The 22,459-nt window shown below is 71.3% G+C and carries 17 protein-coding genes and 3 pseudogenes; 13 read left to right on the forward strand and 7 right to left on the reverse strand.

The features are described from left to right. Positions 1 to 15: 15 nt before the first annotated feature. Positions 16 to 1,962 (forward strand): helix-turn-helix domain-containing protein, encoded by a 1,947-nt coding sequence (locus ACZ7NC_RS22120; protein WP_471490588.1) that lies wholly within the window; start codon positions 16 to 18, stop codon positions 1,960 to 1,962. A gap of 64 nt (positions 1,963 to 2,026) precedes the next feature. Here ACZ7NC_RS22120 and ACZ7NC_RS22125 read toward each other — a convergent pair whose 3' ends face one another. The 3 genes and pseudogenes from ACZ7NC_RS22125 to ACZ7NC_RS22135 form a co-directional block, all read right to left on the reverse strand. Beyond that, a complete protein-coding gene (locus tag ACZ7NC_RS22125) occupies positions 2,027 to 3,418 on the reverse strand; it encodes an MFS transporter (RefSeq protein ID WP_471490590.1) in 1,392 nt (463 codons plus the stop codon). Positions 3,419 to 4,105: 687 nt separating this feature from the next. Continuing rightward, entirely contained in the window at positions 4,106 to 4,309 is a 204-nt protein-coding gene (locus ACZ7NC_RS22130; RefSeq protein WP_471490702.1) for a hypothetical protein, read from the reverse strand. Between the two features lie 28 nt (positions 4,310 to 4,337). Further along, a pseudogene (locus ACZ7NC_RS22135) lies at positions 4,338 to 4,670 on the reverse strand (Rv1733c family protein); the annotation flags it as partial. A gap of 851 nt (positions 4,671 to 5,521) precedes the next feature. Between ACZ7NC_RS22135 and ACZ7NC_RS22140 the strand changes: the two are divergent. Then, on the forward strand, positions 5,522 to 5,827 hold the full coding sequence (locus tag ACZ7NC_RS22140; protein ID WP_471490591.1) for a hypothetical protein: 306 nt from the start codon (positions 5,522 to 5,524) through the stop codon (positions 5,825 to 5,827). 22 nt (positions 5,828 to 5,849) lie between these two features. Here ACZ7NC_RS22140 and ACZ7NC_RS22145 read toward each other — a convergent pair whose 3' ends face one another. Next, complete coding sequence (locus tag ACZ7NC_RS22145) at positions 5,850 to 6,230, reverse strand: STAS domain-containing protein (protein WP_471490593.1); 381 nt, start codon at positions 6,228 to 6,230, stop codon at positions 5,850 to 5,852. 249 nt (positions 6,231 to 6,479) lie between these two features. On the opposite strand from ACZ7NC_RS22145, the gene ACZ7NC_RS22150 reads away from it, so the two are divergent. The 7 genes and pseudogenes from ACZ7NC_RS22150 to ACZ7NC_RS22180 all read left to right on the forward strand — a co-directional run bounded on the left by ACZ7NC_RS22150 (position 6,480) and on the right by ACZ7NC_RS22180 (position 14,233). Beyond that, a complete protein-coding gene (locus tag ACZ7NC_RS22150) occupies positions 6,480 to 7,550 on the forward strand; it encodes a zinc-dependent alcohol dehydrogenase family protein (RefSeq protein WP_471490594.1) in 1,071 nt (356 codons plus the stop codon). Between the two features lie 211 nt (positions 7,551 to 7,761). Further along, positions 7,762 to 8,250, forward strand: a complete 489-nt coding sequence (locus ACZ7NC_RS22155; protein ID WP_471490595.1) for a pyridoxamine 5'-phosphate oxidase family protein — start codon at positions 7,762 to 7,764, stop codon at positions 8,248 to 8,250. A gap of 113 nt (positions 8,251 to 8,363) precedes the next feature. Then, complete coding sequence (locus ACZ7NC_RS22160) at positions 8,364 to 8,804, forward strand: pyridoxamine 5'-phosphate oxidase family protein (protein WP_471490596.1); 441 nt, start codon at positions 8,364 to 8,366, stop codon at positions 8,802 to 8,804. A gap of 151 nt (positions 8,805 to 8,955) precedes the next feature. After that, positions 8,956 to 9,787 (forward strand): annotated as a pseudogene (locus ACZ7NC_RS22165) (universal stress protein). Positions 9,788 to 10,603: 816 nt separating this feature from the next. Continuing rightward, positions 10,604 to 11,296: a response regulator gene (locus tag ACZ7NC_RS22170; protein ID WP_471490597.1), complete on the forward strand. Its 693-nt coding sequence runs from the start codon at positions 10,604 to 10,606 to the stop codon at positions 11,294 to 11,296. A gap of 129 nt (positions 11,297 to 11,425) precedes the next feature. Next, positions 11,426 to 12,399 (forward strand): annotated as a pseudogene (locus ACZ7NC_RS22175) (type I glyceraldehyde-3-phosphate dehydrogenase). A 103-nt stretch (positions 12,400 to 12,502) separates the two neighbouring features. Then, positions 12,503 to 14,233, forward strand: a complete 1,731-nt coding sequence (locus tag ACZ7NC_RS22180; protein ID WP_471490598.1) for a GAF domain-containing sensor histidine kinase — start codon at positions 12,503 to 12,505, stop codon at positions 14,231 to 14,233. A gap of 405 nt (positions 14,234 to 14,638) precedes the next feature. Here the strand turns inward: ACZ7NC_RS22180 and ACZ7NC_RS22185 are convergent, their stop codons facing one another. Both ACZ7NC_RS22185 and ACZ7NC_RS22190 read right to left on the reverse strand, forming a co-directional pair. Continuing rightward, on the reverse strand, positions 14,639 to 15,532 hold the full coding sequence (locus ACZ7NC_RS22185) for a universal stress protein (protein ID WP_471490600.1): 894 nt from the start codon (positions 15,530 to 15,532) through the stop codon (positions 14,639 to 14,641). Positions 15,533 to 15,585: 53 nt separating this feature from the next. Continuing rightward, positions 15,586 to 15,825 (reverse strand): hypothetical protein, encoded by a 240-nt coding sequence (locus ACZ7NC_RS22190; RefSeq protein WP_471490601.1) that lies wholly within the window; start codon positions 15,823 to 15,825, stop codon positions 15,586 to 15,588. Between the two features lie 205 nt (positions 15,826 to 16,030). Between ACZ7NC_RS22190 and ACZ7NC_RS22195 the strand changes: the two genes are divergently transcribed. The 4 genes from ACZ7NC_RS22195 to ACZ7NC_RS22210 all read left to right on the forward strand — a co-directional run bounded on the left by ACZ7NC_RS22195 (position 16,031) and on the right by ACZ7NC_RS22210 (position 21,257). Then, complete coding sequence (locus ACZ7NC_RS22195; protein ID WP_471490602.1) at positions 16,031 to 16,903, forward strand: universal stress protein; 873 nt, start codon at positions 16,031 to 16,033, stop codon at positions 16,901 to 16,903. Positions 16,904 to 17,119: 216 nt separating this feature from the next. Beyond that, entirely contained in the window at positions 17,120 to 19,948 is a 2,829-nt protein-coding gene (locus ACZ7NC_RS22200; protein WP_471490603.1) for a cation-translocating P-type ATPase, read from the forward strand. Then, positions 19,945 to 20,604 carry a potassium channel family protein gene (locus ACZ7NC_RS22205; protein WP_471490604.1) on the forward strand — a complete coding sequence of 220 codons (660 nt, stop codon included), beginning with the start codon at positions 19,945 to 19,947 and terminating at the stop codon, positions 20,602 to 20,604. Before ACZ7NC_RS22200 ends, ACZ7NC_RS22205 begins: the two co-directional genes overlap by 4 nt. After that, positions 20,601 to 21,257, forward strand: coding sequence for a potassium channel family protein (locus tag ACZ7NC_RS22210; RefSeq protein ID WP_471490605.1), 657 nt, complete (start codon positions 20,601 to 20,603; stop codon positions 21,255 to 21,257). Before ACZ7NC_RS22205 ends, ACZ7NC_RS22210 begins: the two co-directional genes overlap by 4 nt. Before the next feature lie 175 nt (positions 21,258 to 21,432). Here the strand turns inward: ACZ7NC_RS22210 and ACZ7NC_RS22215 are convergent, their stop codons facing one another. After that, entirely contained in the window at positions 21,433 to 22,410 is a 978-nt protein-coding gene (locus tag ACZ7NC_RS22215) for an AMP-binding protein (RefSeq protein WP_471490606.1), read from the reverse strand. Between the last annotated feature and the right edge of the window lie 49 nt (positions 22,411 to 22,459).

A 22,459-nucleotide genomic window follows, 5' to 3' on the forward strand; every position in this document is an offset into this window, starting at 1 on the left:
AGCAATCCTGTCGGCATGTCTCGCGATCACCTGCACCCCGCCGAGCGCTCCCCAGTCGATGCCGGAGCGCCCCTGAGCAGCGCCGAGACGCCGTTCCTGGAGCTGCTGGCCCGGGGCGCGTCCGCCGATGCCTATGAGCAGCCGGTGCTGCTCGCCCGTGCCGAGGGCAGATCCACCGAGTGGATCGTCGCCCTCGAACAGGCCAGGCTGCTCGCGCTGCGCGTCCGCTCCGAACTGGAGGGACGGCGCCGGCGCGAAGCCGAGCTGTCGGCCCTGTTCGAGACGGCCCACGACCTGGCCGGCCTGCGGGACCTGGACGCCGTGCTCCGGGCGATCGTGCAGCGCGCCCGGTCGCTGCTCGGCACGGACGTCGCCTATCTCAGTCTGAACGACCCGGCCAGGGGCGACACCTATATGCGGGTCACCGAGGGCTCGGTCGCCGCCCGCTTCCAGCAGCTGCGGCTCGGCATGGGGGAGGGGCTCGGCGGACTCGTCGCACAGACCGCCCGCCCCTATGTCACCGACGACTACTTCCAGGACGACCGCTTCCAGCACACCCTAGCCATCGACACCGGTGTGCGCGACGAGGGGCTGGTCGCCATCCTCGGGGTGCCGCTGATGCTGGGGCACCATGTCATCGGGGTCCTCTTCGCGGCGGACCGGCGTGCCCGGGTCTTCGAGCGGGAGGAAGTCGCCCTACTCGGCTCCTTCGCCGCCCTCGCCGCGGCCGCCATCGACACCGCGAACCTGCTCACCGAGACCCGCTCGGCCCTCGCCGACCTGGAGCGGGCCAACGAGATCATCCGGGACCGCAGCGGAGTCATCGAGCGCGCCTCCGATGTGCACGACCGCCTCGCCCAACTCGTGCTGCACGGTGGCGGAGTGCACGACGTGGCCGCCGCCGTCTCCCAAGTCCTGGACGGCACGGTCGAGTTCACTGAGGCCATCACCGCACCGGCCGAGGCCCTGGAGGCATCCCGTGCCGAGGGCCACGCCGTACGGCACGCCGACGACTGGATCGCCGCCGTGGTCGCAGGCGGCGAACTCCTGGGCGCGCTCGTCCTGCGCGGCCACCCCGGCCTGGACCCCGTCGACCAGCGCACTCTGGAGCGGGCCGCGATGGTCACGTCACTCCTGCTCCTCGCCCGGCGCTCCGCCGCCGAGGCCGAACAGCGCGTCCGGGGCGAGCTGTTGGACGACCTGCTCGACGCCCGCGACCGCGACCCGCGGCTGCTGCGAGAACGAGCGGCGCGGCTGTACGCCGACCTCGACGCCACCCACGTCGTCCTCGCCGCACGCCTCGACACCGTGGCGGCCGACGCCGACCAGGAGGCGGCCGCCCGCAGACGCCTGTGGTCCGCCGCGTCCCACCTCGCTGCGACCCGGCACGGCCTGGCCGTGGCCCGCGACGGCGGCACGGTGCTGCTCCTGCCCCTCGAGACGGGAGACACGGCCACCGCTGTGGCCCGCCGCACCGCCCGTCACCTCGGCACGGCCGTCCACGAAGCGGTCACCGTCGGCGCCTCCGCTCCGGTCGAGAACCTGGCCGCCCGACCGGAAGCCGTGGCCGCCGCCTATGAGGAGAGCCGGCGCTGCCTCGACGCGCTGGGCCTGCTCGGCCGTTCCGGGGACGGCGCCGCCGCCGAGGACTTCGGGTTCCTGGGGCTGCTGCTGGCCGGAGACCGGGACATCACCGGCTTCGTCGACCGTACGATCGGCCGGGTCGTCGCATACGACGAACGGCGCGGAACCGATCTGTTGCACACCCTCGACGCGTACTTCGCCTGCGGGATGAGTCCGGCCCGCACCAAGGACGAACTGCATGTCCATGTGAACACGGTCGCGCAGCGCCTGGAGCGCGTCGGCCGCCTCCTGGGCGGCGACTGGCAGAGCCCGGCCCGTGTCCTGGAGATCCAACTGGCCCTGCGCCTGCACCGGTTGTCCGCCCAGTCGCAACGCTGACCCCCGCACGCGGTGGCGTACGGGGGTCGGTGGCCGGCACTCGGCCGTTCGGGCCAGGAGTGGGTCAGACGGAGTGCGCGTCGGCCGCCCGGGCCGCCGAGGGCTCCGCTCGCTCCGAGGCATCGACGTCGGCCAGGTCCCGGTGGCGGGTTTCCTTGGCCACGCTGATCGCGATCACCGTCAGGACGGCCGCGGCGATGACGTACAGGGCGATCGGCGTGGAGCTGCCGTAGTCGTTCAGCAGCGCGGTGGCGATCAGCGGTGCGGGCGCGCCCGCCGCGACCGAGGCGAACTGGGCGCCGATCGAAGCACCGGAGTAGCGCATCCGCGTCGCGAACATCTCCGAGAAGAAGGCGGCTTGGGGCGCGTACATGGCGCCGTGCATCACCAGGCCCACGGTCACGGCGAGGATCAGGTTGCCGAAGCCACCGGTGTCGATGAGCCGGAAGAACGGGAACATCCACAGCCCGACGCCGACCGCGCCCATCAGATAGACGGGACGGCGACCGATCCGGTCCGACAGCGCGCCCCAGCCCGGGATGACCGCGAAGTGGACGGCCGAGGCGATGAGGACCGCGTTGAGCGCCGTCTGCTTGGAGACTCCGGCCGAGGTCGTGGCGTAGACGAGGATGAACGCCGTGATGACGTAGTAGCTGATGTTCTCCGCCATGCGCGCGCCCATCGCCACAAGCACATCACGCCAGTGGTGCCGCAACACGGAGACGAGCGGCAGCTTCTCGGCCTCGGCAGCGGCGGTGGGCGCGACCTTGCGTGCTTGCGCCTGTGCCAACGCCTGCTTGAAGACAGGCGATTCATCGACAGACAGACGAATCCACAAACCGACGATCACCAGCACACCGGAGAGCAGGAACGGGATCCGCCAGCCCCAGCTGCCGAAGGCGCTGTCCGACAGCACGGCCGTCAGCAGGGACAGCACACCGGTCGCCAGCAACTGGCCCGCCGGCGCACCGGTCTGAGGCCACGAGGCCCAGAAGCCACGCCGGCGCGCGTCCCCGTGTTCCGACACCAGCAACACGGCTCCGCCCCATTCACCACCGAGTGCGAAGCCCTGCACCAGCCGCAGCACGGTCAGCAGCACCGGCGCGGCGGACCCGATGGTCGCGTGCGTCGGCAGCAGCCCGATCGCGAAGGTCGCCCCACCCATCAGCAGCAGGCTCAACACCAACAGCTTCTTACGGCCGAGCCGGTCACCGTAGTGCCCGAAGACCAGCGCGCCCAACGGCCGTGCGGCGAACCCGACGGCGTACGTCAGAAACGACAGCAGGGTCCCGACGAGCGGGTCGGAGTCGGGAAAGAACAGCTTGTTGAAGACGAGGGCCGCAGCCGATCCGTAGAGGAAGAAGTCATACCACTCGATGGTGGTGCCGATGAGGCTGGCGGCGACGATGCGACGGAGGTTCGCGGGTGGTGGGGGAGCGGTGGTTCCGGAGGCCATGTGCGCCACTTCCTCGTGTGCGGTGGGGACGGGTACGTGCTGCCACACGGTAGAAACCTGCAGGTCAGGCGCACATGTGGTGGGGCAACATAGTTCGGGACGTGGTTATGCGTGGGGCCACCATGTCTTGTCGCGGAGCGGTGCTTCGGGGGTTCGTAGAGGGGCGAAGGGACTGCTGTCTGGAAAGCCTGGTTAGGGGTGATTTGATGGTGGCGTGCTGACTCCCGTGCTGGTTTGGTGCTGACTAAAAGCCCACGTCATCACCCGTCTTCGTCTCTCCCGTGCTGACTTGGTGCTGACTACGCTCCGTAGAACTCGGGCATCTGGGGCTCATCGACCCAGACTTGCGCCGGACCAGGCGACTCGACCGGAAGGCCAGGCCGGTTCTTGCGGCTCGGTCTCTGCGCGGACGGGCGCGGCGCCGGGTTCGGGTGCGGGCGCGTTCGTCCCAGCAGGGTTTTCGTCTGCTGGCAGTACAGGGCTCGCAAGTTTCTGGCGAGCTGAAATCGCACACGAGGAGGTGGGCTGCGGGCTGTTGGCCCGGACATGGTCAGGATCTCGATGTCAGATGTGGAACGACTGAGGCGGTCCGCTCTGTTATCGGGCATCGGCTCTCATGAGCATGGGCGCGGCAGGCCTGCGACCCGCCTGGAAATACGTCGTCGAGGCTGTCGAGTGGCGACAGGGTCATCCAGTCTTGTGGCCCCATCGGGGACCCACCAGGTCCCACTCTCGGCCCCACGCGTCGATACGCCGCCGGTCGAGCCGCCACCGGATCAGCGCACCTGCGCCGAACACCGTGCCGGCGAGGCCGAGGGCGGCGGCCGTGCCCAGGACGCCCGCCTCGACGGCCGCCTCCGTATGGCTCGGTGGCGAGTTCGCCTCGGGCATCCAGCCAGACCGTGATCTTGGCGCTGGCCTTCTGTCCTGTGGCCACCAGCGTTGTGTCCGTGCGCGTCGTGGCGTCGGCCGTCGTCCAGCGGACCTTCCCGAGCGCGCGCTGGGCCGTCGATGCGGCGGTGTCCGGGACGCCCGCGAGGAGCACGGCGCGCATGGAGTGCCGTTCGGTGCGCTGTCGGGCGAACACCTCGTCGGCTGCCTGGGCCGTGAGCAGGCCGGCCAGTGTGCCGCCCATCAGGACGGCCGCCCAGACGGCCAGCACGGTCCATGCCTCGACGATGTCGTCGCGTCGCCGCAACGGATTGTTGCGCCACCGCCAGAACCGCTTCCTCGTGCATGCGCCGTCGCTCATCGGTTCGCACCTCCTCCGCGTGTTCGCTGTCCCGACGGTGACAGCCGGCGCCAGGCGACGGCATGGGCCGGTCAGGGGGCGACGAGGGGCCGACCGGGACCAAGTCGTGCACGAAGCCGGGCCGTTCCGCCCTGATCAGGGACCATCGGCCACTCAACGTGCCGAGCCCGGCGGCTCACTCTCGGTGGACACCACCACTCCGGGGCGAGTGGAGGAGGACCCCATGCGCACCACGTCCTTCGACGCCGCGATCCTGGAGAAGTGCGTCTTGGCCGCGGTCGCCGCGCCCTCGATTCACAACTCGCAGCCGTGGCACTTCCGGCTGGATCCGGAAACAGTCACCGTTCATGTGTGCGCCGCCCCGTCGCGGGCCTGCGGCACACGGACCCGGAAGGCCGGGCCCTGTATCTCTAGGTGGGCGCTGCCCTGCTCAACCTCCGCATCGCGATGGCCCACTCCGGCTGGGGCACGGTCACCCGCCTCCTGCCCCGCCCAGGAAAACCGGACCTGCTCGCATCCGTCCGCCCGACCGAGCTCGCCCTCGGCCGTGCCCGTAGAGGCGACATCGACCTGTACGGTGCGGTCTGGCGCAGGCACAGCAGCCGCTTCCCGTTCTCCGACCGGCCGATCCCGCCGGATCTGTGCGTCGAACTCGCCGCCGCGGCGGACGCGGAGGGCGCACGGCTCTACTTCCCCGAGCGCGCCGAGACCGCACGCCTGCTCGTGAGAGAGCGGCCGCTGGGTGCGCGGGGATCCGTACGCAGAGGCCGACACCGGCCTGCCGTGGGCGGCACTCGGCCGGCAGGACGCCCGGGAAAGGCTCCCCATGCGCGACGTCACCACGCAACACCATGCCGAACAAGCTCCTCGCCCGCCCCTACGAGACAACCTCCGTAGTCGCCCCGCTGACCACAGAGCACGACCGCCGCACCGACTGGCTGCGCGCCGGACAGGCCCTTGAACGCGTCCTCCTGGTTGCTACGGCTCACGGGCTGCGCGCCTCGCTCCTGCACCAGGCGATGGAGTGGCCCGACCTGCGCGGGTCAGTGACCTCCGGGTCCGATCACGCGCACATGCTCGTCCGTCTCGGCTACGGCCCGAGGGACCTGCCACTCCGCGGCGCGCGGCGCGTACGGTCCTCGACGCCGGCCGGGTGAGCGGGTAGCCGGTCGGGGCGCGTCAGCCTGCCACGACGGTCACGACCTCCGCGACGAGGGACGTGGGCAAGCCGGGGTGGATCTCGAACACGTCCGCCAGACCGGCGAGGCGCAGTACGCGCCGGAAGCGGGCATTGTGGGCGACCAGTCGCAGTCGGCCCTGCCGGGCCAGGACGCGGTTGCGGGCCCGGCACAGGACGCCGAGCCCACTGCAGTCGATGAAGGACACGGCACGCAGATCGAGCACCAGATCGGGGCGCATGCCGGCCGTCAGTGCATCCAGCCGCGCCGCCAGGGCCGGCGCCGCGAGGAGGTCGATCTCGCCGCGCAGCTCCACGACGGTCGTACCAGCGACGTTGCGCACCGAGAGAGGGGGCGCGGACCTGGTGTGGTTCTCGGACATGCTCACAGCGAATGCCTTGCGGCGGTGCGGGCGGAAGGGCCGGTCGGCCCAGTTTGCCCGGTATCGCGGGGCCGACCGGCCCCTAGAGCGCGCCGCGGCCCGTCCGGCGGGCGATCGGGGCCGACCGGCCCAAGGCCATGCGCCCCGGCTCGGAACCAAACTGGACCTAAGGGGTACTACCGGCAACGGTGTTCCTGGCCGAGCCTCGGAGCCGCTGCCCCGGCGGCAACCGATGAGGGAAGGATCGTCATGAAGGGCTTCGTCTTCCACGGTCCCGGACACTTCTCCTGGGAGGACGTCCCGGACCCCGGTCTCAAGGACCCCACCGACGTGATCGTGCGCGTCGACACCGTCACCATCTGCGGCACCGACCTGCACATCCTCAAGGGCGACGTACCCGAGGTGCGTCCCGGCACGGTGCTCGGGCACGAGGCGGTAGGCGAGGTCGTGGAGGCCGGCGCCGATGTGCGCACCGTACGGCCGGGGGACCGGGTCCTGGTCTCCTGCATCACCGCCTGCGGCCGCTGCTCCTACTGTCGCAAGGCCATGTACGGTCAGTGCCGGGGCGGCGGAGGCTGGATCCTCGGTCACCTGATCGACGGCACGCAGGCCGAGTATGTGCGCGTGCCGCACGCCGACCTCTCCGTGCATGCGCTGCCCGGCACGCTGGACGCCAAGGACGCTGTCCTGCTGGCCGACATCTTCCCGACCGCCTACGAAGTGGGCGTGCTCAACGGGCAGGTACGGCCCGGCGACACCGTCGCCGTCGTCGGCGTGGGCCCCATCGGGCTCGCCGCCATCGCCACGGCCCGGCTGTTCGCACCCGCGCGGATCATCGCCGTGGACCTCGCCGCCACCCGGCTGGAGGCGGCTCGGCAGCTCGGTGCCGACGCTGTTGCCGACGCCCGCGAGGACCCCGAGCAACTGATCTCCGACCTCACTGACGGACTGGGAGCCGACGTGGCCATCGAGGCCGTTGGAGTTCCGGAGACCTTCGAGATGTGCACGCGGATGGTCCGCCCCGGCGGACACGTCGCCAATGTCGGCGTGCACGGCCGACCCGCGACCCTGCACCTCGAGGACCTGTGGATCAAGAACGTGACCATCACCACCGGCCTCGTCGACACCCACTCCACCCCCACCCTGCTGCGCATGGCAGCCGCCGGCCTACTGCCCACCGCGGAGTTGGTCACCCACACCTTCCCGCTGGACCTCATGGAGGAGGCTTACGACGTCTTCGGCCGCGCCGCCGACACCGGTGCCCTGAAGGTCGTCCTCGCCGGGGAGCAGCACGACGTGGTCGCCGTCCGGGCGGCCTGACGAGGGGCAGTGACGGGCCATGACCGAACAGGTCCCGTCGAGGGCGACCGATTCGGTGCCCGTGGGCGACCTCGGGAGCTGTCTCGCCCGGCGAGGCACAGAACCTGGCCACTTCCTGGAGGAGGCCGCGACCCGGTCGGGCATGGCCCCGAGCTGTCTGCGGTACTTGGAAGAGCATCCGGCTGCTGTGCCGGGTCCAGGTGCGCTCCACATGCTGGCGGAGATCCTCCACGCGGCCGTCAGGGAGTCCACCGGAGGCGACATCGGAATGCTGCCCGGCACCGCATCCGAGGCGTCCCGCCGCCCCGGCATCACCGAACTGTCCATGCCGGAGTACCGCGCTCTGCTGTCGACTCATGGCGTCGGACGCCCGGGCGCGCCCACCGTCACCGGGCCGGTCGTCGTTCCCGTCAAATACAGCGTCGTGGGCGGTGCCATCGTGTTCCGGAGCGCCCTCGGCACGACACCGTCGCAGGCGGCCGGCTGTCAGGTCGCCGTCGAGGTCGACCGCATCGATGAGGAGGCGTTCGCCCAGGGCTGGAGCGTGCTCGTACGGGGACACGCGCGGACCTTGACGGACCCTGACGAGGCGCGTCGGCTCGACGAAGAGGCATGCAACGCGCCCTGGACAGGTGGGCGGCGCGACCGGTGGGTGCGCGTCGATCCCGTTGATATCACCGGGCGGCGGATCACGGCGTGAAAAGGGCTGTTGTCCGGCATGTCCGGGACTGATGGCCCTCGCCCGCAGCCCTTGCAGGGCGAACGATGGACTTCTCAGCGCACCGCTGCATCAGGCGAAAGACGGACTGACTCATGTACCGCAACGACGGATTCCGCGAACTCGAACGGCAGGAGTGCCTGCGCCGGCTGGCGAAAGTGCCAGTGGGCCGGATCGTGCACACACGCCAGGCCCTGCCCGCGGTACTGCCCGTCAACTTCTGCCTGGACACCGACGGCGCCGTGCTGCTTCGCACCGCGGCCACGTCCGAACTGGTGCGCGCGATCGACGGCGCGGTGGTCGCCTTCGAGGCGGACGAGGTCGATGCGGACACACACTCGGGCTGGAGCGTCGTCGTCACGGGTACCGCCACCTTGGTCACCGATCCGGACGAGCACGAGCGCTTGGCCCGCACAGGTCCGCGTTCCTGGGTGCCCTCGCCTCGCGAGGTCTTCGTCCGCATCGAGCCCGAGCTGGTGACCGGTCGCGAACTGGTCGGCGGACGCAGCATGTACGGACTGGACCTCTCCTCCTGACTGGCTCTGCGACCTCTCGCGTTCGTCCGGGTGCGGGGCCGAATGGTCGTGCGGCTGGGGCCGTACGGCATGTCGCCGGGTTCGCGTGGCCCCTGCTCGTGACGTCGCGGAAGGACGAGCATCGACAGCACGGAGCAGAAAGGAGAGGGAGATGGTTCTCCACCATGTGGTCGTTGGAGTGGACGGTTCCCTGAACGCCGTACGAGCCCTTGACTGGGCCTCTTCCGAGGCAGTACGCCGCGGTGCCGAGCTGCGTGTCGTGTACGCGGTGCCCGACCGTGACGAGGCCGGACCCGTCCTCGCGTCGGCGGCCGCCCGGGTCGGGGAACGTGACCCCCGCCTGCCAGTGGTGACCAGGGCCGTCACGGGCAGTGCCGTAGGGGCGCTCGTGCGGGAGAGCGACGGAGCGGAACTCACCGTCGTCGGCACGCGATGGCTCGGCGGAGTCGCCGGGGTGCTGGTCGGCTCGGTGAGCCTGCGCCTGGCCGCGCACGTGCACGGCCCCCTGCTCGTCGTACGCGGCGACCACCGGTGCGATGACAGGCGCGAAGTCCTGCTGGGCCTGGAGAGTGACTCCGACGCCGACGCGGCCTCCTACGCCTTCCACGAGGCGGAGCGGCGCGGTGTCCGGCTGCGGGTCCTGCACTCGACCCACCCGTACGTCACCCCCGAACTGCCCTCGCTGATTCCCGCGACGAGTCCCGGGCAACAGCGGCTCGTCCAGGACGACCGGGCCGAGGAGGCCGTACCGCGCTTCAGCCTGGCCCGGTTGCGGGAGGAACACCCCGCCGTCGACGTCGAGGCCGGCACGGTGCGCACCGGACCGGGGCACGCCCTGGTGGACGCCCACGCGTGAGTCCGCCGTGGTCGTCATTGGCGCACACCGGCGCGCGAGCGGGCTGGGACCACAGCTCGGCCCGGTCGGCCACACCCTGCTGCACCACTCCCACTGCCCCGTGGTGCTGGTACCGACGACCGGCTGAGCGGCGAACACCCTGTCGCTCCGGTGCCACCGTCTCCTCAGACGCCTCCACGTCCGTCAGGACGGCCGTTGCAAAAGGCCGATCGGCTGCACTCGGGGCCTTGTGGTCCCTCCTGCCGCGGATCTCGGGACACGAGTGTGGGGGGACACACCGAAGGAGGCCCCTCATGTCCCGTACCGTCACCCTCGGCCTCGACGGTTCCCCGGAGAGCCTCGCCGCTGCCGACTGGGCCGCCCGCATGCTGCACGACGCCGGAGTGTCCTTGACGTACCGTCACCCCGGTCTGTGGCCCCGCACGGGATCGAGCCTGTGCGGCACTCGGTCTGCGCGCATGCCCCCTCGATCGGCGCCGTGCGGGACTGGGCCCGATCCTGACTACACATCCTGCCCTCTACGCCACGGCGGCGGCCTCGCCGACCTGCGCTTCGCTGTGCCGCACGTCGGCTGGCCGCGGAGCCGGTCCTGGAGGCGGTCCGCGAGTTCGTGCGCTGTGGCCTCGCTGGCGTGCACGACTATCAGGGCGTTGGCCACTCGTATCTAGGCCGGCCGCCGACCACGGCTGCTCGACGCGCCGCGCCGCGGCGCGGCTCGGGCGACCCGTACCGTGCCGTCGACGCCCGGAGGCCCCGCCCGGTCCAGGGCTGCCATCCGGCCCCGCGGCCCGGACCGTGGGGCCCGTCCGTCTGTCGGCATTCCGCACGGCAGAGCCGGATTGAGGGCCGACCGGCCCTGGCCCGAAGACGAGGAAGCGAGAAGCATCTCCGTAGTTACGGGTACTCGAAACGCGCACACGGATCACAGGACGAGGAGCATCCGATGACGGATGGCGGACAGCCCAGCACCGACGGCCCGATCCGGGTCTTCCTGCTGGACGACCACGAGGTGGTACGGCGCGGGGTGCACGACCTGCTGAACGACGAGCCGGACATCATCGTGATCGGCGAGGCCGCCAATGCCGAGCAGGCCCTGGTACGGGTACCGGCGCTGCGCCCCCAGGTAGCGGTGCTGGACGTGCGCCTGCCGGACGGCGACGGCGTGACCGTGTGCCGGGAGCTGCGCTCGCGAATGCCGGAGCTGGCCTGCCTGATGCTGACCTCCTTCGACGACGAGGAGGCCCTGCTCGACTCGATCATGGCCGGTGCCTCGGGATACGTGCTGAAGCAGATCCAGGGCTCGGACCTGGTGTCGGCCGTGCGGACCGTAGCCCGGGGCCAGTCCTTGCTCGACTCGAGTGCCACCGCCAGGCTGATGGACCGGCTGCGCCACGGGCAGGAGAAGGAGGAGGCGCCGGACGCCCTGCCCGGTCTCACGGACCGGGAGCGGGAGATCCTGGCCCTGATCGGCGAAGGGCTGACCAATCGGCAGATCGGTGAGCGCCTCTTCCTCGCGGAGAAGACGGTGAAGAACCACATCTCCCGGCTGCTGGCCAAGCTGGGCGTCGAAAGGCGCATCCAGGCCGCAGTTATCGCCACCCAGGCCCAGGACCGGCTGAAGCAACAGGGTCACTGAAGGGCGGTCCGCCGGCGACGGAATTGAGGCTGGACGTCCCGTCCCTCAGCCCCGTACGGCCCCTCCCGCACTGGATCCGCCGACCGCAGGCTGGCGGTGCACCGGACCCCGATCGGGAGGACGACGGACATGGGCGTGCGCGTGGGCATCAATGGGTTCGGCCGGATCGGCCGCAACTACCTGCGCTGCGTCCTGCAGCGCGCGGAGACCGCCGCCGGAACCTCGGTGGAGGTCGTGGCGGTCAACGACATCACCTCGCCGGCTGCACTGGCGCACCTGCTGACATACGACTCGATCACCGTGGACGGGCACCGCATCGCCGTGACCGCCGAACGCGACCCGGCCGCACTGGCCTGGGGCGATCTCGGCATCGAAGTCGTCATCGAGTCGACCGGCCGCTTCCGCACCCGGGAACAGGCCGGCTGGCACCTGAAGGCGGGAGCTCGCAAGGTGCTGCTCTCCGTGCCGGGCAAGGACGTTGACGCCACCGTGGTGATGGGAGTCAACGAGGGCACGTACGCCCCGCAGAGCGACCACGTCGTCTCCAACGCCTCCTGCACCACCAACTGCGTGGCCCCCATGGTGAAAGTCCTCGACGAGCACTTCGGCATCGTGAAGGGATTGATGACAACCATCCATGGCTACACCAACGACCAGGTGGTGCTCGACGGCCCGCACAAGGACTTGCGGCGCGGTCGCAGCGCCGCTGTCAACATCATCCCCACCTCCACCGGAGCCGCACGGGCCGTCGGTCTGGTCCTGCCGGAGCTGGCCGGCACCCTGGACGGCATCGCCGTACGCGTGCCCGTCGAGGACGGCTCGCTGACCGACCAGAGCGTGCTCCTCGACCGGCCGGTCGCCGCGGAGGAGATCAACGCCGCGTTCCGCGAGGCCGCCGACGGGCCTCTCAAGGGCCTGTTGCGGGTGTCCGAGGCCCCCGCGACATCGTGGGCGACCCCGCATCCTACGTCCTGGACGCCCCGCTGACCCAGGCGCACGGCGAGCTGGTGAAGGTGTTCGGCTGGTACGACAACGAGTGGGGCTATACCAACCGGCTGCTGGACCTCACCGAGTACGTCGCCGCCCGGCTGCCGCATGGCTGAGCCCGTGGCCTGATCCCGTATCGTCCTCCGCCCTGGACCGTTACCGTGACACTGACCGCGACGGTCGGCTTCGCGCGGGTCGCGGGGACGTGGAGGATCACCGGTGGAGAGCCAGGAGCATGCCGGGCAGGCCCGGGTGAGGCTGCCTCAGCTGAGGCTGGACGAACTGCTGGAGGAGCTGCAGGCCCGCCTCGACGCGGCCCGCGGCACGCGCGACCGGGTGCACAGTCTCCTGGAGGCGGTGCTTTCGGTCGGCCGGGAGCTCGATCTCGAGCAGGCGCTGCACAGCATCGTGGAGGCCGCGGCCGTGCTGGTCGACGCACAGTACGCCGCGCTCGGTGTGATCGGCTCCGATGGCAAGCGGCTTTCCGCCTTCCACACCGTCGGGGTCGACGAGGAGCAGATCGCCGGCATCGGTCACTATCCGGAGGGCCACGGCATCCTGGGCGAACTGATCCGCCACCCCGAGCCGCTGCGGTTGACGAAGATCTCCGAGCACCCCGCCTCGTACGGCTTCCCGGCGCACCACCCGCCGATGAACACCTTCCTCGGCGTTCCGATCCGGGTGCGCGACCAGGTTTTCGGCAATCTGTACCTGACCGAGAAGCGGGGCGGGGCGCAGTTCGACGAGGAGGACGAGTCGGTCCTGTCGACCTTGGCCGTGGCGGCGGGCGTCGCCATCGACAACGCCCGTCTGTACGAGGAGTCCCGGCTGCGGGAACGCTGGCTGCAGGCCAACGCGGAACTCACCCAGAGCCTGATGTCCGGCAGCGAGCGCGGCGAGGCCCTCGGCATGATCGCCGAACGCGCCAGGGAGATCACCGGGGCGGCGCTCGCCGTGGTCGCCATGCCGCTGGAGGACACCGAAGCGCTGAGGGTGGAACTGGCCGTCGGACTGAGCGCCGAGGCCCATCGCGGGCTCGTGCTGCCCATGAACGAGAGCCTGATTGGCCAGGCCTTCTCCACCGCCACTCCCGTCACCAGCCCGGACGTCACCCGTGATGAGCGCGTGCGGTCCGCCTCGCCTCGATTCGACGGGCTCGGGGCCGCCGTGGCCGTGCCCATCGGGGCGGGCGACGGGGTACGCGGCGTCGTGCTGCTGGTGCGCGAGGCGGCGCGCCCGGTGTTCTCCGAGAAGGAGATCGAGCCACTCCGGGGCTTCGCCGCGCAGGCCGCGATCGCCATGGAGCTGGCCGAGCGCCGCGAGGACGCGGAGCAGATCGCCCTGCTGCAGGACCGCGACCGGATCGCCAGGGACCTGCACGACCTCGCGATCCAGCGGCTGTTCGCGACGGGTATGACATTGCAGAGCGCCGGCCGCTTCATCGAGCACAAGGAGGCGTCGGACCGCGTGGCCCGGGCGGTGGACGACCTGGACGAGACCATCAAGATCATCCGCTCGACGATCTTCGGCCTGCGTGCCCGCGACGGCGACTCCCGGACCGGGCTGCGGGCCAGGGTGGTCCGGGTGGCCGGTGAGGCCGCCCCCGTGCTGGGCTTCGCGCCCAGCGTGCGCATGGAGGGACTGGTGGACACCGACGTACCTCGGGAGGTCGCCGACCATGTGGTGGCCGTGCTCTCCGAGGCCCTGACCAACGTCGGGCGGCACGCCCGCGCCGACCGTGTCGACGTCGCGTTGGAGACCAGCGGCCGTGAGGTGCGGCTGACGGTGTCCGACAACGGCGTGGGCATCCCGGCCGAGGGGCGCCGCAGCGGCCTGGCCAACTTGGCCGAGCGGGCTCAGCAGTTGGGCGGTGAGCTGGACGTGATCACCCCCGAGGGCGGCGGTAGCACGCTGGTGTGGAGGGTGCCACTGGCGGCGGAAGAGAAGTAGGCGGCAGAGGGCGCATGGGCCCGTCGGGCCTCTCTTGCGGGCCCTTCACTTCTGTCGGGGCACGGTGCGCGGTGCCGGGCTGAAACCCGCAACTGCCGTGGCTGTGCCGCGTCGAGAACGTAGCGGGCGCTGAGCGTCTCCCCGCAGCCCTGGCAGGCGCGATGGCCGGAATTGAGCGCGTTGGCCCGGTCCGGATCGGCGTGGCCCTGCTCTGCAATGCCGGGGCGAGCAGCCGGTTGCCGGAAACACGGGCACCCCCTCCCATACAGGTCCTCCTCCCGTCGTACCGCTACGACGGGCCGTGCCCCAGGGGCCGAACGATCCCGTACGGGGCCGACGGGCACAAGCCGGGAATACAGGCCCCTCCCGGTCCGACTCCTGCCGACCGAACCGGGAGGGATGTCTTCACTCGTGCGGCACGATCGCGACGGGGCAGCGGACGTGGTGCATCACAGCGTGCGCCACTGGACCGGTGTGCGCGCCGATCCTGGTCGGGCGGATCTTGCGGCCGACGGTCAGCAGGCCGGCGTCCCGCGCGGCGTACAGCAGGCGTTGCGCCGGACGGCCCTCCTCGACCAGCTCGGTGACCTCCACGCCTGGATACTTCTCCCGCCACGGTCCGAGCACGGCCTTCAGCGCCCGCTCGGCGGCCGCCCCCACGTCCCTGCGCGCCTTCGCCTCCAGCGCATGGGGCACATACGGCAGCTGCCAGGTGTGCACCCCCCGCAGCGGAGCGGCACGCAGCGTCGCGCTCTCGAAGGCGTACGCGAGCAGCTCGTCGCACGAGTGCGCCGGGTCCACGCCGACGACGACGGCGCGGTACGGGCTGTGTGCCGATGGCCGGCCCTCCGCGTCCGGCTCGTGATCGGCCTCACAGGTGTGGTCGGCCCGCACGAGCACGACGGGCCGTGCCACATGCGCGACCGTCGCCAGCGCCACCGAGCCGGCCATGAACCCGCCGAGGCCGCTGAACGCCCGGCTGCCCAGGACCAGCAGCTCGGCCTCGTCGCCCGCCGCCACCAGGGCGTCGGCCGCGGGCCGGGAGATCTGCTCGGCACTCAGATGGACCTGCGGATAGCGTTCGTTGAGCCGGTCCATGGCGCCGCGCAGGATCCGCCGCGCCCAGTAGCGCGGCGCCTCCAGCTCGGGCAGCTCCGACTCGTCGGGCGGCATTCCGCCCTCCCAGGCGTGCACCAGCCGCAACGGCAGGCCACGCCTGAGTGCCTCCCTGGCCGCCCAGTCGGCGGCTGCGAGGCTCTCTCGGGAACCGTCCAGTCCCACCACAACGGGTCGAAGCACAGCCAACACCTCCCCAGTTCTCGTCGGTGCCCGCGCGCCGGTGGGCTCCTCCACTACCAGGATCCCCGCGCGACCGGCGGCCCCGGCAGGGGCCAGTGCGGCCTGGCCCGGGGCCGAACGGCCCTTTGGCGCTGCTCAGTGCGGTGCGACGGCAGGACGCGGTGGCCGACCGCCCAGCGCACGCCCGTGGCGGTGAAGACCAGGGCGGCGGCCGCCACGACGGCGACCAGCACCAGTCCCAGCAGGTATGAGCCGAGGGTGCCGTAGAGCGAGCCCATCACCAGCGGCGACACGAGCCGCCCGGCACGCCCACCGGACGCCGTCCGCCGATGCCCAGGAAGAAGCCGCCCACCAGCAGCGGCTACCGCGGTGTCCGGGGACGCTTGCCCGCCTGTCTCCGCACAGAGCCCGCGAAGCCGTGGCATGGCGGCACTCGGCGGCAGGGGTGAGGCTGGAAGGACAGAACGGACGGTGGCGCGGAGATCTCCTGGAGGTGCCGTGACTGGTGCGGACGGGCGCTGGCCGATCGTGATGGGTGTCGACCCCGATCCTTCGAAGCGGCTGGCGCTGGCTTGGGCCGCCGACGAAGCGGGTCGCCGCGGCCTGCCGCTGCGGCTCGTCCACGCCCAGGGCATGCCGACCCGGGGATACCGGTCGGGCGAGCCACGGCCGTCCTGGGAGGAATGGAACCGGGCGCTGCACGGCGTCGGCGACCAAGTGCTCCAAGAGGCGGTCGCCTTCGTCGAGTCGCGCCAGCCGACGGTGGAGGTATCGACGCTGCTGGCGGAGGGTGAGCCGGCCTGGGTCCTGCGCGAGGAGGCGCGGACCGCCTCCCTGGCCGTGGTGGGCTCCTGGCACCCGAGCAGGCGCCGTGAGATGTTCTCCGCCACCTCGGTGGCGCTCCCGCTCACTGCCCACGCTCCCTGCCCGGTCGCCGTCGTACCGGAGCCGGAACACGTTGCTCAGAAGCCTCCGTACTTCGTGGTCGGCGTCGACGGCAGCGAGCATTCGGCCGCGGCGGTGGACATGGCCTTCGAGGAGGCGTCCCTGCACGGAGCGCTCCTGCGGGCCCTGTACGTGTGGCATCCCCCGCTCCTCGGTGCGCTGGACGAGGACGCCGTGGTGCGGGAGTCCCGCCGTGTGCTGTCCGAGACGGTCGCGGGCCGAGCTGCGAAGTACCCGGACGTGGAGCTGCACCATGAAGTCGTCCGCGGGCACCCGGTGCAGATCCTGACGGGCGCCTCGGAACATGCCCTGGGCCTGGTCGTGGGAACCCGGGGGCACGGAGGCTTCACGGGCATGCTGCTGGGCTCGGTGAGCCAGGGAGTACTGCACCACGCTCACTGCACCGTCATCACGGTCCCGGCGTGAAGGGGCCAACGGCCCGGGCCTCTGCCCCGGACGGCCCTGTTGGCGTCGTCCGGCCCGTCAGACGATGAGCAGGCGCCGCCGCATCGAGTGTGGTGAACCGGCGAAACGTCCGCCGATCTCCCTGGAGTACGTGATGGCAGCCTCGTCCAAGGCCCTCCGCGCAACCCGGCCGATTCCATCGGTGACGCGAATCGCGCCACCGCACGGGATCGGATGATGCGTACCGGCACGGACCCGCTGGTACCGGGCGGAGCGGGGGACGAGCCGGTCGGCGCCGCATCCGATGCGAGCCCGCGTCCTGCCGTACGACAACTCGCTGCCGATGAGGTCTTCGCTGCGCTGGACACGTCGCGGCGTGGCCTGTCGGCAGCGCAGGCGCGCGCCAGGCTGGCGAGGTACGGGGCCAACGAGCTGCCTCCTGCGCGGCGCCGCGCCGTGTGGCGGCAGCTGGGGGCGCAGTTCACCGACCTCTTCGCGGTCGTGCTGATTGTCGCGTCGGGGATCACCTTCCTGGCGTACGGGCTGGAAGAGCCGCGTGACATCGGCACCCTCCAGCTCGCGGTGGCGATCCTGGGCGTCGTCGTGCTGAACGCCGCCATCGGCTTCGCCCAGGAGTACTCGGCCGAGCGGACGGCCCAGGCGCTGGAGGCGATGGTGCCCCACACCTGTCGGGTACTGCGTGACGGCCAGCGGCTGGAGGTGCCCGCCCGGGAGCTGGCGCCGGGCGACGTGGTCGTGCTGGAGGCCGGTGACGCCGTGTCGGCGGACTGCAGGGTGGTAGAGGCGCACGAGCTGGCCGTGAACAACGCGCCGTTGACCGGGGAGAGCAACGCCGTGGGCCGTACGGCAGACCTGGTGGCGCCCGGAGCGCCGCTGGAGGCCCGGAACTGCGTGTTCATGGGTACCGACGTCGTCGCCGGGGCGGGGCGGGCCGTTGTCTTCGCCACCGGTGCGAGGACCGAGTTCGGGCGGATCTACCGACTGGCCGCGGCCGCTCCCCGGCAGAAGACCCCGCTGCAGCTCCAGGTGGCCTCCATGGCCCGGCGGGTGGCGGGAGCGGCCCTGGCGATCGGCGCACTGATGTTCGCCGTGCGGCTGCCCGCCGGGGAGCCCCCGGTGACAGTGTTCGTGTTCGCCCTCGGTGTGATGGTGGCGCTGGTGCCGGAAGGGCTGCCCGCCACCCTCTCGGTGTCGCTGGCGATCGGGGTACGGCGGATGGCGCGCCGCCACGCCCTGATCAAGCAGCTACTGGCGGTGGAGGCGCTCGGGTCGACCACGGTGGTGTGCACCGACAAGACCGGGACGCTCACCCAGGCGGAGATGACCGTCACGCAGGTGTGGGCGGGGAGCGTGCCGCATCCGGTGAGTGGTGTGGGGTACGCCCCGAGCGGTGAGGTCGCCGATGCTGCCCCGGTGCGTGACCTGCTGCGGGTGGCGGCCCTGTGCTGCAACGCCCGCTTGATTCCTCCCGAAGGCGCCGACGGCCGGGAACACTGGCGCGCGCTCGGCGACACCACCGAGGGCGCGCTACTCGTCGTCGCGGCCAAGGCCGGCCTCGAACTGGACGTGGAGGAGGCGGCGGCCCCGCGGGTTACGGAGTTCCCCTTCGACTCGGACCGCAAGCTGATGACCACGGTGCACAAGACCGGCGCGGGCTACCAGGCGTGCGTCAAGGGAGCGCCGGGGGAGCTGCTGGCGCGGTGTACCGACATGGAGTGGCAGGGGCGGCGCGGTCCGCTGACCGAGGAGGACCGCGCGGCAGTCGTGGCGGCAAGTAACGCGCTGGCGTCGCAGTGGCTGCGGGTGCTGGCCGTCGCGCGGCGGGAATTGGACGGGCCACACCCCGCGCAGCACGAGGTCGAGTCCGGACTCGCGCTGCTGGGACTGGTCGGCATGCTGGACCCGCCGCGTCCCGAGGTCACCGACGCGGTCGCCGCCTGCCGCCGGGCCGGCATCCGTATTGTCATGGTCACCGGCGACCACCCGCTGACCGGGGAGGCCGTGGCCCGCCGGGTCGGGATCGTACGGCTACCGGATCCGGTCGTGGTGACGGGCGCCCGGCTCGACGCGATGGACGACGAGGCGCTCGACGCGCTGCTCGCCGAACCGTCCGAGCTGCTGCTGTGCCGGGTCAGCCCAGAACACAAGATGCGTGTGGTCACCGCCTTCCAGCGGCGGGGCGAGGTGGTGGCGGTCACGGGTGACGGCGCGAATGACGCACCGGCGCTCAAACACGCCGACATCGGCGTGGCGATGGGAGCGTCGGGCACCGACGTCGCCCGGGAGGCGGCCTCGATGGTGCTGCTGGACGACTCCTTCGCGTCCATCGCGGCGGCGGTTCGGCTCGGCCGGGCGGTCTACCAGAACATCCGCAAGTTTCTCGTGTACCTCTTCAGCCACAACATCGGGGAGCTGGTCCCGATCCTGGCGGCGACCTTTGTCGGATTCCCGCTGGTGCCCATCAGCGCGGTGCAGATCCTGGCGATCGATCTGGGATCCGATGTGCTGCCCGCCCTGGCCCTGGGGGCGGAGCCGCCGGAGCCAGACGTGATGGACCGCCCACCGCGCTCCCGCCGGGAACGCCTGTTCTCGGCCGCCGTCGTGGGGCGGATCCTGTTCCTCGGTGGCATCCAGGCGGTCTGCGTGAGCGCCGTGTTCTTCTGGCACATCGGCTCCTCCGGCATACCGTTCGACGACTTCACCGAGGACACCCTCGCCTACCAGGAGGCGATCACCATGGTCCAGGCCGGGATCGTGCTCAGCCAGTTCTTCAACGCGCTCGCCGTGCGCACGGACCGCCAGAGCATCCTGAAAGTGGGACTGTTGTCCAACCCAGCTCTGCTGGCCGCGGGCGGCTTCGGCGTCGCCCTCATGGCCGCCATCAGCTATCTGCCGCCTCTGCAGGCCGTCTTCAACACCGCCCCGCTCGACGCCGCCGACTGGGCGCTCCTCGCCGGGCTCGGCACCCTGCCCCTGCTCGCGGACGAGGCCCGCAAGGCGTGGCTGCGTCGCAGCACCCACCGCCGGAAAGGAGTCCCACGGTGAAGGTGATCGTCGTCGGCTGCGGACGGGTGGGATCCACGCTCGCCGGTCTGCTCGCTACCGAAGGGCACGACGTGCGGGTCGTCGACCGGCGTCCCAAGGCCGCCCGGCGGCTGCCCGAGAGCCCTCGCATCCGCTTCCACGAGGGCAACGGCTACAGCCGAGCCGTGCTCCAGGCCGCCGGGATCGAGCACGCGGACGCGTTCGTCGCGGTCACCTCCGGGGACAACAGCAACATTGTCAGCGCGCGGACGGCGAAGGAGACCTATCAGGTGCCGATCGTCCTCGCCCGCATATACGATCCCCGGCGCGCCGACATCTACCGCGACCTCGGCATCCCCACCATCGCCAGCGTCCGCTGGACCGTGCACCAGATCCACCAGATGCTGCTGCACCGCCACCTGAGCCCCGAGCTCAGCTTCGGCAATGGAGAGACCCTGCTCGTCCGTTCCGAGGTGCCCGACTACCTCATCGGGCGGCGGCTGACCGAGTTCGACCTCGACGGCGAGATCCGCGTCGTCGAGGTCACCCGCGCGGGCCGCTCCCTGATTCCCGCACACGGCACGCCCGCGCAGGCGGGCGACCTGGTCACCTTCGCCGTCTCCGCCACCGCGCTGGGCAGGCTGCGCGGCTTTCTCGACAAGGAGCTGGGGACGTGAACGTGCTCATCGCCGGTGCGGGACGGCTCGGCACCCAGATCGCCCAGGTGCTCTCCGCGGCCCGCAACGAGGTCACTCTGATCGACATCGACGACGACCGCGTGGCCGAACTGGAGGGCCGCATCGCCGTGCGGCTGGTCGCCGGGGACGCCTGTGAACCGGCGCTCCTGGAACATGCGGGTGCCCTGACTGCCGACCTCGTCATCGCCAGCACGGGGGACGACGAGGACAACCTCGTCATCAGTCTGCTCGCCAAGCGCCAGTTCTCGGTTCCTCGCGTGGCCGCCCGGGTCAACGACGCCGACAACGCTTGGCTGTTCGACGGGCGCTGGGGCGTTGACGTCGCTGTTCCCGCGGCCACACCGCTGATCTCCCTCATCGAGGAGGCCACCGGCGCTACCGACACGGTCGCCCTGCTGCGGCTCAGCAAGGCGGGCGTCGATGTCATCGAAACGGCCATCACACCGCAGTCCAAGGCGGTGGGCCGTGCCCTGGGAGACGTCCGACTGCCCGTAGGGACGGTCGTCGCCACCGTCGTCCGCGACGGACAGCCCACGGTGCCGGATCCGTCGATACGGCTCAGGCCCGGCGACGAACTCCTCCTCGTCTCGCACTCCGCGACAGAACAGGAGATCCACGCGGCGTTCCAGTGATGCGCCCGCGGATGTGGAGCACTGCGGAAGCCGGAACGGTCACTGCCCGCCCCGCCGCCCCGCCGCCCCGCCGCCCCGCCGTCCTCGCGGCCCAGCGCCGGCGGACGCTGTCCTCGTGCTCGGCCTGCTCCAGGGCGAGGTCGGCCCGGTCGAGTGCCTCCCGCAGGCGGGGGATCTAGTGGTGGCGCAGGACACGGACCCGGTGCCGGGTGCTGGTTACCTCCGCGCCGAGCAACTCGGCGGTGACCCGCTGCTCGCCGAGGATGCGATACCAACGCCGGGCGTCGTAGTCGCCCTCATCGACGACCAGCGTCACGCCGGGGACCAGCGGGGCGATGATCCCGTACGACATGCCGGTGACCCAACCGGCGTCGGCGGTGCACCAGTACACGTCCTCGGGGTGCAGGTCGAGCGCGTACGCGGCTGTGGCGTAGTGCGCGACCACTGCCTCGTGCACCTGGACCGCGCCTTTGGGAGTGCCGGTGGTCCCGCTGGTGAAGTGCAGCAGGGCCATGTCGTCCGGCGACGTCGGCGGGATGGTGAAGGCGTCCGGGGCACAGGACATCAGGTCGTCGAACGACGCGGTGCCCGGCAGATCCTCCGCGCCGGGTCCGACGATCAGGACGTGCCTCAGCCCGGGGACCGATGCCCGGCGCTCGGCGACCTTGCGCCGGTAGAGGGCCGCGGTGGTGACCAGGACCTGCGCATCGCCGAGACGCAGCCGCTGCTCCACCGGATCGCGTCCGAACGCGGAGAAGAGCGGGCAGAGCACGCTGGTGTTCTTCAGCGTGCCCAGCACCGCGGTGTACAGCTCGGGGCAGCGGCCGAGCAGGGTGAACACACGGTCCCCGTGGCCGACGCCGAGTGACCGCAGGATGTTCGCGAAGCGGGCCGTACGGCGCGCCAGTTCCGCGTACGTGACGGTCGAAACGGAGTCGTCCCGGCCGACGCACCGGAGTGCGACCTTGTCCGCGTGGTCCGAGGGCGCGTGCCGCTCGACGGCCTCGTGGGCCATGTTCAGCCCGCCGTCGGGCAGCCCCGTCAGAGCGGTGCGGGCCTGCGCCCAGGTGAATTCGGAGCAGGCCCGGTCGTAGTCGGCGAGACGGGGCGGGACGGCCGGTGTGGTGTCTTTGTGGATCGTTTCCCAGTGCATGGGTGCTCCTCCCGGCACTGCCCCGATCTCCAGGGTCGCCGAGCCAGGC

This window comes from Streptomyces sp. NPDC111802 (assembly GCF_055634335.1).